Source organism: Thermococcus sp. (genome assembly GCF_027066465.1).
In the GTDB taxonomy this organism is placed as follows: Archaea; Methanobacteriota_B; Thermococci; order Thermococcales; family Thermococcaceae; genus Thermococcus.
In genome coordinates this window covers 1-12,396 of the sequence record NZ_JAMONU010000079.1, presented here as the reverse complement: position 1 = coordinate 12,396, position 12,396 = coordinate 1, and the positions used below count along the sequence as shown (strand labels likewise).

Genomic DNA, 12,396 nt, shown 5'->3' with positions numbered 1-12,396 from the left:
CCCTTCCCGTCAGGGCAAAGGCCGTGCCGAGTTCGAGCGTAAAGCTCTCCCCAAACTTCTCGACGAGTTCTCCAGCTATCTCCTCGAGAGAGCCTATGTACCTGTCAAGAACTCCCGATTCCTTGAGTCTGAAGGTGACCTCCTTGAAGGCCTGCCTAGCCCATTCCTTGGAGTTTATCTCCCTGAGGACCGCCAGGGCGTTTTCGTAGCTCTTCAGGGTTATCAGGGCCTTAATCAGTTCGAGAAGGGCCTTTGAGCGGTAGGGTTCGTCGGCTATGTAGTCAAGGGCAAGGCGGATTTTCCTGAGGCGGTATGCAACCTTCATCGGGTTCTCCTCAAAAGAACGCGCTATTGCCCTTACTATGTAGACGAGCGTCTCCTGCCGGAGCTTCTCGTTGGAAATCTCAACCGCGTAGGTTATCGACTCCCCTATTTCCCCGAGGTTCAGAAGGTACAGAGCGGCCGAACGGAGAAGCTCGTCCCTCGCGGGAGGGGGCAGCATCTTGCAGTCCTCAAAGACCTGGAGAAAAACCTTCTTGTACGCCCTTATTCCAGCCCTGCCCATGGAATAGCCTATTGAAAGAAGCGCCCTCATCATCCTCAGGGGGTCTTCAATCGAGCGGGCGACGTCGAGGGCCTTCATGAAGGTATCCTTAAAGAGGGCGTTTCTAGCTCTGGCGAGCCTCTCACCAAGCCTTGCGTACGTTACGGCGCGAACGTAAGGGTCCGGAATGACATCGACTGATTCGAGTATCTCGACGGCGAGCATGAGGACCACCGAGGTTTAGACCTCGTATGAATTACTCGGAAGTTTTTTAAAAACTTACCCAAAGCGCGAAGCATGTACGGAGTGATTTTAGGAAAGAACCCCGAGCTGGGAAAAGCGGAGTTCCTCTCATTCGCGAAGCGGTTCAGTCTGAGGATTAATCCAACAGAGGAAGCCCGCGAGTGGATTGTTTTCGAGTCGAAGCCCTCGATAGAGAGGCACTTCCGGTGGCTCGGCGGGTCGCTCAAGCTCGTGAGAATAGTTGGAGAAGGCGAGGAAGCGATAAGAGATATCGAATACGCCAGGCTCTTCACGGTCAGCCTCTATGGAAGGGACGACTGGAGGCTCTGGCGGAAGCTGGGGAGCGCCGTAAAGAGGGAGTTCAAGAGGGAAGGTCCGGCAAAGTTCTTCAAGCCCGCTAATGTTTACTCCATGCCTGCCGAGCTGATTCTGAAGGGTTTTCCAGAGGTCAAGGACATCGTCTTCCTGTTCAGGGACGACGGAAGCTTCCTCGTGGGTGAAACAATTAGGGTTACCGACCCCTTCGAGCTGAAGAAGCTCGACGTGGAAAGACCTGTTCAGAGGCCAATCCTCTCGATTCCGCCGAGGCTGGCAAGGATAATGGTGAACCTCACGGAAATAAGGAGGGGCCTCTTCCTCGACCCCTTCTGCGGCATCGGGACGGTCCTTCAGGAGTTCGTCCTCCAGGGGTTGCCCGCTTACGGGAGCGACAGAGACCCTGAAAGGGTCAGGGAGGCGAGACGGAACATCGAGTGGCTCAGAAAAGAGTTCCGGCTCAAGAACTCGGCGAGGATAGAGGTCTGCGACGCGAGGAAGCTGAAGCGCTGTTTCCGCGAGAGGTTTGACGCTATAGTTACCGAACCCTACCTCGGGAAGCCCCTGAAGAGGAATCCTGGCAGGGGTGAGGCGATAAAGCTCGCCAACGAGCTGGACAGGCTGTATTTTTCGGTCTTCGAGAGCTTTAGCGATGTGCTCAAGAGGAACGGAAGGATAGTCTTCGTCTTCCCAGCATACAGGCTGAGGGATGGGAGCATCTACCGGAAGGAGCGGAGATGGTTAAACAAACTCGGCTTCGAGGTTCTGGGGAGATACCTCGACTACGAGGAGAGGCACAGGCTCATTAGGGACATTTACGTGATAAGAAAGAGGAGCTAAAGGTTATATAACGCGGGAACCAACCGGTATCTGTGATGGCCTTGGGCAGTATCGTTGTTAAAGTCCCGCAGGGCGTGGACGATAGGATAGCCCTGCTGATTGCCAGTTCGGAGAGACTTAAAGCAATCGTGGAGATAAACGAGGCCCTCAAAGAGTCTACTCTATCTGAGGAAGATGCCATAGAGCTTGGCCGGCTGGCAAAAAAAGGCAGAGGGAAATACCTTGAGAGGAAATATTCTCCTCGTCGTTAACACGAACGTACTGTTCTCGTTCTTTGGGAAATCTACAACTACCCGTGAGCTGATATTTCTGCTTTCAGGGAGACTTATCAGCCCAGAATTTGCGGTTTCAGAATCTGGAGGAACACAAGAGGAGGTCCTCCGCAAGGCCAAAATAGACGAAAGGGCTTTCCAGAGGGCGCTCGAAATTCTGAGGGAACACGTTATCTTTGTCCCAGAGGATTTCTACTCTGAGTTCATACCCCTCGCGCTGGAAATATGCCCCAACAAGGATGATGCCGACTTCGTGGCCCTCTCCCTCAAGGTGAACGCACCCCTGTGGAGCAACGACAGAAGACTGAAGGACATCAAAGAAATCGAAGTCATGAACACAGAGGAAGTGCTGAAACTGCTCGGCATCATCCGATGAGCCTCGCGTGCTCCTGCTTGATACAGCGGTGGGCGACAGCCGTAAGGCCCGCTTCCTTTGCCCTTCTGAAGGCCTCTCTATCGTAGGTCCCAAACTGGAACCAGACGACTTTCGCGCCCTTCTTTATCGCCTGCTCGACATAGTCCCTCGCGAACTCCGGGCGAACGAAGAGGTCAACTATCTCGACTTCGTCGGGAATGTCGAGGACGCTCGGGTAGCACCTCCGCCCGAGGACCTCTGAGTAACGCGGATTTACCGGATAGACCTCGTAGCCCTTCTCGAGGAGGTAGCGCATGACCTCATTGGAATCGCGCTCGGGCTTCGGGGAGGCTCCAACGAGGGCTATCTTTTTGTATTTCGTCAGAATCTCCCTCACGTCATCGTCGGTCAGCCTATCGACGGGCATAATCCTAACCATCGTATCACCATCACGGGTTCGGAAAGGAGTTTAAAGCGTTGGCGGAAACCTCTACCGATGAGCCATGCTCCACGAGGAAACGCTTTATTCCAAGTGGATAATCCTCCTGCTCCTCCCACCGTTAGTTATCATGCCCATCGGCCTCTACGAGAGCTTCGCCACCGGCCAGGGCGTCCTCATGATGACCGTTGCAACGGCCCTCACGATAGCGGTAATCATTGAGGCGATGGCCTTCCGCGTGAGGGTTTACGAGGAGGGAATCTTCCTCAGCGGCTTCCTCGGCCTCTTCGTGAGAAAGACCGTCAGGATTGACGAAATCGAGTGGTTCGCGGTCAGGGAAGGCTGGATGAGCTGTCCGGCGAAGATTCACTTCACCCTGCCGGCGAGGGCCTGCGTCTACCTCAAGAGGCGGAAGGGCTGGGACGTTTCGTTCTCGACCAACCGCCCGGAGGAGCTCACCGAGGTTCTCCGCTCGCTGGGAGTTCAACGAGGAGCCTAGTTCCCCTCACCTTCACAACCCTGACCTTCTCTCCCCTCCTCGCCGTTCCGTGAAGGCATTTCGCGCGCCAGAGTTCACCGTCGAGCTTCACGAGGCCCTCGGGCGAGAGGTCTTCGACAACGACTGCCGTCCGCCCAACGAGCGCCTCGGCTCCCGTCGAGGGCTTCCTTTCGAGGCCTCCGCCGAGAACGTAGGGAGCAACCAAGACGTCCTTGAGAAGAAGCACCGCAACTATCAGCGCAACGACCCAGAGGGGAAGCCTGATTCCCAGCGAGGGAAGGAGGAAAACCATGATTAAAATGGCTGCCACCTCGTCCAATGCCAGTGCGAGGAGCTTGAGAATCCTTTTAATCATCTCCTCCCTTCCAGCCATCCCCATCCCTCGTTGACCTCGATTATCCCCCACCAGCGCCTCAACTCTCGTCTGGCCGTTTTGTAGTCCGGATAAAATCTCCCCACGAGCCTCCAGAAAGCTTTAGAGTGGTCGAGGTAGCGCAGGTGGGCGAGCTCGTGGATTACGACGTACTCAATCAGCCTCTCAGGTAAAGCCGCGAGGCGGAGGTTGAGGCTCAGGTTTCCCCTGCTCGAACAGCTCGCCCACTTCGTCCTCTGGTTCCTGATGTAGATTTTGCCGGGGGAAACGCCCATCAGGACGGAGTAGAGGGCGACGAGCGCTGTTACCCTGCCTCGCAGGAGCTCTTTCAGGGCCTCCCGCGCCCGCTCGCGCTCGGCCGGGAGGATTAGCTTATCGTCCCTGCGCTCAATTTCTTGAACGTTTCCCAGCTCGACCCTGTAGAACTCGCCGAAGAACGGAAAGCCCCTCGCCGATTTCCTCTTAACTTCTTCGAGCTCCCTCAGCCGGTTGCTCAGCCATCTCTCGTGCTTTTTGATGAAGGCATTTACGTCGAAGCCCTCCGGTGCGGTGACGATGATTCTCCCGTCGGGCTTGATTTCAAGCCTCGCATAGCGGACGGGTCGGTGCCGAACCTCGACTTCCATGCGACCACCTTTTAAGGTGTAGTCCCTACCCGTGCTTATGAAGGTTGAGGTCGTAAGGCGAAGGGCAAAGTCGCTCTACACGCGCTCGCGGATTCCCGGCGTTTCATGGAGCGTCAACCAGTACGTCGGCTGCTCCTTCGCCTGCCCCTACTGCTACGCCAAGAGCGTCGTTCGGGAGTTCAGAGAGAAGGAATGGGGGAGCTGGGTGATAGCTAAAATCAACGCGCCTGAACTTGCGAGGAAGCACGTGAAGGGAAAGGTCGTGATGTCCACGGTGAGCGACCCATACCAGCCGGTTGAAGCCGGGCTAAAGCTCACCCGCTCGACACTCCGCTTCATGGACAAGAGGAACGAGCTCTCGATACTAACCAAATCGCCCCTCGTGACGAGGGACATCGACCTCTTCAAGCTCTTCCGCTCGATTGAGGTCGGCTTAACTCTCAACTCCTTTGAGGGCCGTGAAAAGACCCTCCTCGAGCCGCGAACACCGGTTATGAAAGCCCGCATTAACGCCCTCCAGAGGCTTCACGAGGAAGGAATAAGAACGTACGCCTTCGTCAGCCCGGTGATTCCTGGAATCACCGACGTTTCACGGATTGTTGAGGAAACGAAAGGTTTTGTCGATTACTACTTCTTCGAGGTTCTAAACCTCAAAAAGGCCGGGAATGAATTTCAGGAAACGCTCCGCTCCGAGTTTCCCGAGAGCTACCGGGTTCTAACCAGCGAGGGGCTCTTTAGAGCTTTTCTCTTGGAGCTCCGCGACGAGGTTCGCTCGCTGGGGATAAAAACGGAGGGCATAGAGACGCACTTCAGAGGCTGGGATTTTGTGCGGGTTTAGTAAACGAGACCAAAGAGGAACAATGGCACTCTGCCTCTACCCGTCACAAGGCCGTCAACCGCGATGTAATCTGGTCTCTGATACCTGCTTTTGCTCTTTTCTCCAACCTCAATTATCGCGTTGCCAACTTTGAAGTCGGCGGTTTTCTCGCCCCTTGCGCCTTTAAGATAGCAAATCGGAGAGACCCAGCGCATATGGTTTACGAAAAACTCCTCCCTGAGGGCGCCGATGTTGACATTGAAGCCCTTTCTCGCGAAGAACATTCTCAGCGGAACCGTGAGGTAGAGTTTTGGCTCCTTCCGCGAACTTCCGCATGGCTGGACGGCATAGATAAGACCTGCCTTTGAGAGGTCATCGACGAGCCGTATCGCCATGTTCTTCGAGACTCCAAGTTCCTTGGCTATTGAGGAGTACTTTGCCTCGAAGGGTGCCGATTTAGCGATGTAGTAGAGAAGACGGTATGCGTCCGTTTCATACTTCACGCTGATTTCTCTGAGCGCTGAAAGGTCCTCCAGAATGACCTTCCTAATCGAATTTTCAAGGGCATCATAGAAGCCACTTTCCGGGTAGAGAACTCCCCCCTTCTCCATGTATTCTCTCCAGAGGCCGGCGAGTTCAATGTACATATTTGAGAGGTCAAATGCTCTGGAGAGTATCTCCTCAAGCGGGTGTTTTGGAATGGAGAGGCCCCTCTTTATGTTGAGCCACTCTCGAAACGAAGCCGGTGGCAGTTCCTTGAGAACAACCCTTCTCGATAGGTCTGCGCTCAGAGTGACAATGTCAATTGAGGAAGAGCCTGAAAAGAAGACCCTGACCTCATGCTCATCGTACAGACTCTTCAAATCTTCGCTCCAGTCCGGTTTTCTGTGGATTTCGTCTATGAATATGTTCCGATAGCCCATCTCGGCGAGGGCTTTGACAACATCGTAGAGAGTAAAAGGTTTTATAAGAACGGAATCAGCGGAGAAGTAAACACTTTTCTCGGTGTTTCGGGCGAGTTGGAGCAGAAGAACAGTTTTCCCAACGCCCCTGACTCCTTTTATGCCCACGTAGTATTCTTCATCAATGAGCCCGAGCTCATCGTATAAAAAGCGCCTCTCCCCAAATTTCCCCGCCCACGCCATGAGCCTTCTGCTCGTTGCTATAAGACTTGATAGTATCCGGCCCTCCATACTACTGCATAGAGTGTTATTGTTTATAAAGTTTGTCCTCTAACAAGAACGATATGCTTACATTCCGTCCTTGCGTGAGGACAAAACTCACCACACCGGCGACAGCAGGGGTCCGCCGTAGGCAAGCCACAGGAGGAGAGCTGTCGCGAAGGGAACCGTGAACTCGTCGTAGGCCGAGCGGAGGGGAAGGCTCTCAAGGGCAGTCGTGATGAAGGCGACGCCGGCGATGAGGCTCCAGCTCGGGTCGAGCGAGAGAACCCTGTGGGCCCCCCAGAGGGCCAGAACTGAAACGGCAAACATAGTTGCGCTTCCGATTAAGGTCTTCCTCCGGTTCCATGGAATCCTCGGTCCGCCGAGGGCCTGTCCGGCTATGGCGTTGAAGCAGTCACCGAAGGTCGAGACCCAGAGCGCTCCCAGGGCAGAAACCTTTGGAAAGACCGTACAGATAATCCCCATCGTCACCCAGAAGAGGAAGCTCCCGAGGAAGTTGTCGCGCTCGTCTTCCCGCGCCATCGTTCGATAGCTGAGGTCAGCTACCGGAACGGTGAACTTCCAGCCGCGGAGGAGCTTGAGGTGCTGAAGTGTGTAGAGGAAAGCCAGCGACCAGACGACGAGTAAAGTGACCCATCTCGGCGTGAAGAGTATTATCGGCGCCCCGAGGATTCCCGGCGAGGCGTGCCAGAGCTTTCGTATCAGCTCCCTTTTGCTCAAGCCCATTGATTGCACCCAATCTAATTGGAAACACCGGTATTTATCGGTTTTCCCCGCCGGGGGTTAACTATAAAAAGAAATAATCAAATCGACACACATGCGAGTAACGTTTGAGCGTGTAGTGGTCGTTGAAGGAAGCCCCGAAAAGCTCGAAAAGTCCCTTGAGGAGAACACCTTCGTTTACTGGGTTAAAGAACCCAACGGGGAGATATGGGGCCTTGCGCCGGACTTTATCCGGGAGCGCTACGAGGGACACTTTTATCTGGTGGACTTCGAGGGGGAGAGCTTCCTCCTCGCTTCCACAGTTCCCCTTAAGCTTCCCGTTCTCGGCAACCTCGTCGCCAGGTTTGAAGGAAAGAGAACTGCCGTGGCGAGAAGGGTCGGGCTTCACTTTCTCGACCCGTTGAGGAAGTTCCTTTCACTTCAGCGGAGCAGTGACATAAACCTTGCGCGGGTGCTTTACCTGGTCTTTTTGTACCTCATTCTCCTGTGGTTCCTGCCCTATCTTTTGCTGGTGGTCGTTCCTATAACCCTGCTGGAGTTCGTGCCCGGTGACGAGCGGATTGTCCTGAGGGAAGGTCCCGAGGTAAGGTTTCTCTCAAGGGGACGGCGCGCATTCCTAATGAGGGAGATTCTCATAGGGATGTGGTTCCTCGTGGTCGGTGTTGGACTGACCCTCTACAGGACATATACGGGACAGGAAAACCCCAGAAAGGCCGTGTTTATGAGCGTTCTGCTCATAGGGGCCCTTATAGAGGAATACCTTCGCCTCAAAGGGCGTCGCCACGGTCTCCAACAACCGCTATGACCATCGAGTTCACGTTCGTTCCTGTTGGGCCGGTCTTGAGGAGCGCGCCGACCCTTTCGAGGGCGCGGTAGCTGTCGTGGTTTCTGAGGAATTCATCAACGTCTATCCCCGCTTCCTCCAGTCTCTTCAAGGTTCCGCCGTCCACGATTCCCCCGGCCGCATTAGTTGGCCCGTCAGTTCCATCGGTGTCGAAGGCCACAACGGTAACGTTGAGTCCCGCTATTTTCTTGGAGATGCTCAGTGCGAACTCCTGGTTCGGCCCGCCGAGGCCGGTGGCGTTTCCAACGGTCACCGTCCACTCGCCCCCGAAGACGAGGACGGCGGGCTTTTTGAGAGGTCTCTCGCGCTTCGCCACCTCCTCAACTATAGAACCCACCGCCAGGGCTATTTCCCTGGCTTCGCCCTCAAGCGTGGTCGTCATCACCGCCGAGTTGAAGCCCAGTTCCAGAGCCTTTCTCGCAACGGCCTCACAGGCCTTCGAGTTGCCGGCTATTACAAAATTGTGGGCGTTATCGAGTTCCTTCGGTGTCTCCTCTATCTCTCCACGCATGCCCATCTCAATGACCCGCCTAACGCTCTCAGGAACCCTCTCCCATATCCTCCTCTTCACTAGAACCCCGTATGCGTCATGGTAAGTGGTTGGGTCTGGCACCGTTAACCCTGAGGCTATGAAGCTCGGGTCGTCACCGACGACGTCCGAGACAAGCAGACCGATTACAGTCCCCTTCACGGCCTTTGCCAGCCTTCCGCCCTTGACCTTTGAGATGTGCTTCCGGACGGTGTTTACCTCGTATATGTTCGCCCCGCTTTTCAGGAGCAGCTCGTTCGTCCTGATGAGGTCCCCGAGGCTTATTCCTTCTGCCGGATAAACGAAGAGCGCACTTCCGCCCCCCGAAATCAGGGCGAGCAGAACTTCATCCCGTTTAACGCTCGCAACCAGCTCCAAACCCAGCTTTCCTGCAAGGAGGGAGTTCTCATCGGGGATTGGATGACCCGCCTCGATTGCTTTGAGGCCGGTTCCCTTACAGCCATCGAAGGTGTAGCCGTACTTGGTGACCACCAGAACGCTTCCGATTGAGTCCCCTGGAAGAACCTCCAGAGCGGCTTTGGCCATTCCGCAGGCGGCCTTTCCCACGGCGAGAACGTGAACCCTGCTCCCGGCTTCAAAGGCATTCCCTTCGATGTAGAGGGTTCCATCCCGGCAGGAGAGGCTCCTCCTAACGGCCGAGTAAGGGTCTGCGGAGCGTATGGCAGTTTCAACAAGCTCCAGTATCGTTTTCCCTGTCATGACAATAAATCAGAAAGGAGACTTTAAAAATCAGTCGAGCATCGCCAGAATCTTGTCAACCTCGTTTGAAACGTCGATGTCGAAGAGGTGTATCGTCGGCAGGAGCCACCAGAGGCGGTAGTTGTGGGTCTTGTCTTCCTCGCCGTAGTACTGGAAGACGAACCTTCCGAAGCCCGTCAAATCCCTGTGAACATCTCTGACCTCCCTCAGAACCCTCCTCACCTTCGGCGGGTACTCCTCGAAGGGTAGCGGAAGGCTCTTCACAAAGACGTTGTCCTTGAAGAAGTCCGTGGTCAGGCCGACGCTCCCGACGTGCTTCTCGAGCTGGTTGAACTTCTTGGCCGTCCAGAAGCGGTGCAGGATTAGCCTCGGGTCCTCCTTGGCGAGCGGGTAGTTGGCTTCCTCCGTATCGAGCCAGAACTCAAGGTAGGGCTGACCGCGCTCTATGACGATTCTCGCAAGCAACCTTGCGTTCTTCGGTATCTCCCTCTGGGTCTCGCTGATGTGGTACTTCCTGCCGTCCTGCGTGTAGGTCTCGCCCTCCTCGTGGGTTCCCGTCCTTGAGACGAAATAAGCTTCCTTTCCGTCTATGGTTCCGAGGTGCAGGTCGTAGCCCCACGCCTTCAGGTCCTTGAACTTGAACCTCCTCTCGGCCGGAACGACTCCGGTGTTCTCGACTATGTAGTAGCCCTCGAGCATTTTCTTCACCTCAAGTAAATAAAAGAGTCGGGGCTTTTAAGCTTTTTCCTCGATTATGAGCTCGACCGTGACAATGGTTTCGGGGTTCCTGAGGAGCTCGACGAGCTCCCGCTTTATGTCCTTCGCGGACTTAGTAGCTTTTATCGCGAGGGTTCTGGCGTCTATGTAATCGCTCTTCCTTATCACCATCGAAACCGGGCTTTCGAGCTTCAGCTCCGGACTCCCGTATGCGGTGAGCTCATCGGAAAGGTTTCCGGCGCGTATGACCACGCGGAGCCTCGCGCCCCTCCTAAGGGCACTCTTGAAATCCTCGCTCAGGTCGCTCAAAGCCTTGTCGGCAGAAACGCAGATTATGCAGTCGCCCCTCGGCGTTAGAAAGTCCTCGGTCGTTATCTCGAGCGTCGAGCGGTGAGTTGCCTTTACGTTCTCGTGCCCCCTGCAGTGGATTACCTCCCTCAGCATGGGTTGAGCTTTTCACGGCACTATAAAACCCTTTAGCCACGTGGGAAAACTTTTAAAAGATGCCCTTGATTTGAGATACGGCCACAGGGTCAGGTTAGAGGTGATGGAAATGGGGAACATAAAGCAGACCTTCATCAAGAGGACCGCTCGCGAGCTCTTTGACAGGTATCCGGACAAGTTCACCAGGGACTTCGAGCACAACAAGAGGATGGTTCAGGAGCTCACCAACGTCACGAGCAAGACCATCAGAAACAGGATTGCCGGTTACATAACCAGACTCGTCAGGATGAAGGAGGAGGGCAAGATACTTTAACGGCCCTCTTTATTCTCTATCCGTTTCCTAAAAGTCGTTTAAGTCTTCTACTATCTTCCTCGGAAGCCTCGGGCCGAACTCGCGCATGAGCCTCTCGAATTCCCTTTCGTTCTCCTGGGCTATCCTCCTGAAGAGGTTCTCTATGTACGTTTCAACCAGCAGTCTCACCTCTTCGAGCTCCTGCTTGGTTCGCATGACCTCATCAACGCGTCTCTCTATCTCGCCGAGGAACTGAAGGAGCTCTCCTATCTTCGTCTCAACGGGCTCGGTTGATTTTATGAGCTCCCTTGCCTGGAGGTATTCGGCAGTCTCCCTCGGCCTCTTCGGCTCGTACATCTCGGTGCCAAAGGTATAGGGGGTAAGCAGCACCTCAAGCCTGAAGCCGCGCTTTATGGTGTAGTATTTCCTCGGCCTTCCCCTCGGTATTTTTTCAGTTCGACCCTCTATGAGTCCGGCCTTTTCGAGTATTCTCAAATGCTCAAGGACGGCCTTCTGTCCAACTCCAAGCTCCTGGCTAAGTTCGCTCACAAAGTATGGCCTTTTGGTGAGCAGGATTAGGATTCTCCGTCGAGTCTCGTTGCCGAGTATATCGAGCAGTCTGCTCATTTCCTTATTGTTATCCTCCATCAGCACTCACCCCCTTTCCCTAACTTAAAGTTAGAAAATAACCTTTAAACCTTTTTCGGTTTAAAAGCTGAATTTAAAAGGTGAAGCCCAGAATATTGAACAGGTGGTCGAGATGTTCGAAGCAAAACTCGTGTGCACTCACTGCGGTGCCGAATACCCGCTCGCGTCCGGAATCTACAAATGCCCCAAGTGCGGCGCTCCGCTCGATGTTACATACCACTACGACGACATAGCGAACCTAATCGAGGACGACGACCCCTGGTTCAGGGAGAGCCCGCACGTGTGGAAGTACTGGATGTTCCTTCCGGTTTCGAACCTCAAGAGAATCGTCACGCTCAACGAGGGCGGAACGAGGCTTTACAGGCTCAAACGCCTTGAGGAGAAGCTTGGCTTTGGAAAGCTCTACGTCAAGTACGAGGGCGAGAACCCGACTGGAGCGTTCAAGGACAGGGGTTCGAGCGTCGAAATAACGAAGGCTCTGGAGTTCCACGCGAGGAAGGTTATAGTGGCCTCAACCGGCAACATGGCGGCGAGCGTTTCCGCCTACGGCGCCAAGGCGGGCCTTGAGGTTACCATCGTCGTCCCCGAGGGAACGCCCGAGGAGAAGCTCACTCAGGCGAGGATGTACGGGGCGAGGGTCGAGGTCTTCGGGAAGACCTACGATGAAGCTTTGGCAGAGGCCGAGCGGAAGGCTATGGAGGAGGACTACTACCTGACGGGCAACTACCACTACCGCGTCGAGGGACAGAAGACGACAGGCTTCGAAATCCTCGACCAGCTCCGCTACAACGTCCCTGACTGGATTGTCGTTCCAATCGGAGCGGGAACCCACTTGAGGGCAATCTGGAAGGGAGTTAAGGAGTTCTACAAAGTCGGCCTCGTTGAGGACCTGCCGAGGATTGCCGGGGCACAGATAGAGGGCTACGACGCGATAGTTAGGGCATGGAAGACGGGCAAGCCCATTGAGAGGGT

The 12,396-nt window shown here is 54.9% G+C and carries 17 protein-coding genes and 1 pseudogene; 8 read left to right on the top strand and 10 right to left on the bottom strand.

Going from position 1 to position 12,396, the window contains the following annotated elements:
• Positions 1 to 769, bottom strand: a pseudogene (locus MVK46_RS03660) (prenyltransferase); the annotation flags it as partial.
• Between the two features lie 72 nt (positions 770 to 841).
• Between MVK46_RS03660 and MVK46_RS03655 the strand changes: the two are divergent.
• From MVK46_RS03655 to MVK46_RS03645, 3 genes are read left to right on the top strand one after another with little or no spacing between them, the layout of a single operon-like run.
• Entirely contained in the window at positions 842 to 1,942 is a 1,101-nt protein-coding gene (locus tag MVK46_RS03655) for a TRM11 family methyltransferase (protein ID WP_297535295.1), read from the top strand.
• A gap of 35 nt (positions 1,943 to 1,977) precedes the next feature.
• Complete coding sequence (locus MVK46_RS03650) at positions 1,978 to 2,193, top strand: hypothetical protein (protein ID WP_297535294.1); 216 nt, start codon at positions 1,978 to 1,980, stop codon at positions 2,191 to 2,193.
• Positions 2,165 to 2,590: a PIN domain-containing protein gene (locus MVK46_RS03645; protein ID WP_297535293.1), complete on the top strand. Its 426-nt coding sequence runs from the start codon at positions 2,165 to 2,167 to the stop codon at positions 2,588 to 2,590. The genes MVK46_RS03650 and MVK46_RS03645 overlap by 29 nt, the downstream gene beginning before the upstream one ends.
• Here the strand turns inward: MVK46_RS03645 and MVK46_RS03640 are convergent.
• Complete coding sequence (locus tag MVK46_RS03640) at positions 2,580 to 3,008, bottom strand: CoA-binding protein (protein WP_297535292.1); 429 nt, start codon at positions 3,006 to 3,008, stop codon at positions 2,580 to 2,582. The two genes, MVK46_RS03645 and MVK46_RS03640, sit on opposite strands and share 11 nt — an antisense overlap.
• 64 nt (positions 3,009 to 3,072) lie before the next feature.
• Between MVK46_RS03640 and MVK46_RS03635 the strand changes: the two genes are divergently transcribed.
• On the top strand, positions 3,073 to 3,507 hold the full coding sequence (locus MVK46_RS03635) for a hypothetical protein (protein ID WP_297535291.1): 435 nt from the start codon (positions 3,073 to 3,075) through the stop codon (positions 3,505 to 3,507).
• On the opposite strand, the gene MVK46_RS03630 is transcribed toward MVK46_RS03635, so the two are convergent.
• Both MVK46_RS03630 and MVK46_RS03625 read right to left on the bottom strand, forming a co-directional pair.
• On the bottom strand, positions 3,464 to 3,886 hold the full coding sequence (locus MVK46_RS03630) for an NfeD family protein (protein ID WP_297535290.1): 423 nt from the start codon (positions 3,884 to 3,886) through the stop codon (positions 3,464 to 3,466). The two genes, MVK46_RS03635 and MVK46_RS03630, sit on opposite strands and share 44 nt — an antisense overlap.
• The gene (locus MVK46_RS03625; protein WP_297535289.1) at positions 3,859 to 4,506 is read right to left on the bottom strand and encodes a M48 family metallopeptidase; all 648 of its coding nucleotides are present in this window, start codon (positions 4,504 to 4,506) and stop codon (positions 3,859 to 3,861) included. Before MVK46_RS03625 ends, MVK46_RS03630 begins: the two co-directional genes overlap by 28 nt.
• Positions 4,507 to 4,543: 37 nt before the next feature.
• On the opposite strand from MVK46_RS03625, the gene MVK46_RS03620 reads away from it, so the two are divergent.
• Positions 4,544 to 5,344 (top strand): radical SAM protein, encoded by an 801-nt coding sequence (locus tag MVK46_RS03620; RefSeq protein WP_297535288.1) that lies wholly within the window; start codon positions 4,544 to 4,546, stop codon positions 5,342 to 5,344.
• Here MVK46_RS03620 and MVK46_RS03615 read toward each other — a convergent pair.
• On the bottom strand, positions 5,341 to 6,468 hold the full coding sequence (locus MVK46_RS03615) for an AAA family ATPase (RefSeq protein WP_297535287.1): 1,128 nt from the start codon (positions 6,466 to 6,468) through the stop codon (positions 5,341 to 5,343). The two genes, MVK46_RS03620 and MVK46_RS03615, sit on opposite strands and share 4 nt — an antisense overlap.
• 135 nt (positions 6,469 to 6,603) lie before the next feature.
• Complete coding sequence (locus tag MVK46_RS03610; protein WP_297535286.1) at positions 6,604 to 7,233, bottom strand: phosphatidate cytidylyltransferase; 630 nt, start codon at positions 7,231 to 7,233, stop codon at positions 6,604 to 6,606.
• A gap of 91 nt (positions 7,234 to 7,324) precedes the next feature.
• On the opposite strand from MVK46_RS03610, the gene MVK46_RS03605 reads away from it, so the two are divergent.
• Entirely contained in the window at positions 7,325 to 8,035 is a 711-nt protein-coding gene (locus MVK46_RS03605; RefSeq protein WP_297535285.1) for a hypothetical protein, read from the top strand.
• Here MVK46_RS03605 and MVK46_RS03600 read toward each other — a convergent pair.
• Genes MVK46_RS03600 through MVK46_RS03590 form a run of 3 tightly spaced genes read right to left on the bottom strand, consistent with a single transcriptional unit; the run spans position 7,998 to position 10,484 of the window.
• Positions 7,998 to 9,323 carry a glycerate kinase gene (locus MVK46_RS03600; protein ID WP_297535284.1) on the bottom strand — a complete coding sequence of 442 codons (1,326 nt, stop codon included), beginning with the start codon at positions 9,321 to 9,323 and terminating at the stop codon, positions 7,998 to 8,000. The genes MVK46_RS03605 and MVK46_RS03600 overlap by 38 nt on opposite strands.
• 30 nt (positions 9,324 to 9,353) lie before the next feature.
• The gene (locus MVK46_RS03595; protein WP_297535283.1) at positions 9,354 to 10,022 is read right to left on the bottom strand and encodes a TIGR00703 family protein; all 669 of its coding nucleotides are present in this window, start codon (positions 10,020 to 10,022) and stop codon (positions 9,354 to 9,356) included.
• Positions 10,023 to 10,058: 36 nt separating this feature from the next.
• Positions 10,059 to 10,484, bottom strand: a complete 426-nt coding sequence (locus MVK46_RS03590; protein ID WP_297535282.1) for a DUF371 domain-containing protein — start codon at positions 10,482 to 10,484, stop codon at positions 10,059 to 10,061.
• 109 nt (positions 10,485 to 10,593) lie between these two features.
• Between MVK46_RS03590 and MVK46_RS03585 the strand changes: the two genes are divergently transcribed.
• Positions 10,594 to 10,797 (top strand): 30S ribosomal protein S17e, encoded by a 204-nt coding sequence (locus MVK46_RS03585; protein ID WP_297535296.1) that lies wholly within the window; start codon positions 10,594 to 10,596, stop codon positions 10,795 to 10,797.
• 27 nt (positions 10,798 to 10,824) lie between these two features.
• Here the strand turns inward: MVK46_RS03585 and MVK46_RS03580 are convergent, their stop codons facing one another.
• A complete protein-coding gene (locus MVK46_RS03580) occupies positions 10,825 to 11,424 on the bottom strand; it encodes an ArsR family transcriptional regulator (RefSeq protein ID WP_297535281.1) in 600 nt (199 codons plus the stop codon).
• A gap of 112 nt (positions 11,425 to 11,536) precedes the next feature.
• Between MVK46_RS03580 and MVK46_RS03575 the strand changes: the two genes are divergently transcribed.
• A partial coding sequence (locus MVK46_RS03575; protein WP_297535280.1) for a pyridoxal-phosphate dependent enzyme occupies positions 11,537 to 12,396 on the top strand: 860 nt, incomplete at its 3' end.

Coding starts and splice junctions, on each gene's coding strand:
- MVK46_RS03655 (WP_297535295.1), top strand. CDS start 842: ATGTACGGAGTGATTTTAGGAAAGAACCCCGAGCTGGGAAAAGCGGAG.
- MVK46_RS03650 (WP_297535294.1), top strand. CDS start 1,978: ATGGCCTTGGGCAGTATCGTTGTTAAAGTCCCGCAGGGCGTGGACGAT.
- MVK46_RS03640 (WP_297535292.1), bottom strand. CDS start 3,008: ATGGTTAGGATTATGCCCGTCGATAGGCTGACCGACGATGACGTGAGG.
- MVK46_RS03635 (WP_297535291.1), top strand. CDS start 3,073: ATGCTCCACGAGGAAACGCTTTATTCCAAGTGGATAATCCTCCTGCTC.
- MVK46_RS03630 (WP_297535290.1), bottom strand. CDS start 3,886: ATGGGGATGGCTGGAAGGGAGGAGATGATTAAAAGGATTCTCAAGCTC.
- MVK46_RS03625 (WP_297535289.1), bottom strand. CDS start 4,506: ATGGAAGTCGAGGTTCGGCACCGACCCGTCCGCTATGCGAGGCTTGAA.
- MVK46_RS03620 (WP_297535288.1), top strand. CDS start 4,544: ATGAAGGTTGAGGTCGTAAGGCGAAGGGCAAAGTCGCTCTACACGCGC.
- MVK46_RS03615 (WP_297535287.1), bottom strand. CDS start 6,468: ATGGCGTGGGCGGGGAAATTTGGGGAGAGGCGCTTTTTATACGATGAG.
- MVK46_RS03610 (WP_297535286.1), bottom strand. CDS start 7,233: ATGGGCTTGAGCAAAAGGGAGCTGATACGAAAGCTCTGGCACGCCTCG.
- MVK46_RS03605 (WP_297535285.1), top strand. CDS start 7,325: ATGCGAGTAACGTTTGAGCGTGTAGTGGTCGTTGAAGGAAGCCCCGAA.
- MVK46_RS03600 (WP_297535284.1), bottom strand. CDS start 9,323: ATGACAGGGAAAACGATACTGGAGCTTGTTGAAACTGCCATACGCTCC.
- MVK46_RS03595 (WP_297535283.1), bottom strand. CDS start 10,022: ATGCTCGAGGGCTACTACATAGTCGAGAACACCGGAGTCGTTCCGGCC.
- MVK46_RS03590 (WP_297535282.1), bottom strand. CDS start 10,484: ATGCTGAGGGAGGTAATCCACTGCAGGGGGCACGAGAACGTAAAGGCA.
- MVK46_RS03585 (WP_297535296.1), top strand. CDS start 10,594: ATGGGGAACATAAAGCAGACCTTCATCAAGAGGACCGCTCGCGAGCTC.
- MVK46_RS03580 (WP_297535281.1), bottom strand. CDS start 11,424: ATGGAGGATAACAATAAGGAAATGAGCAGACTGCTCGATATACTCGGC.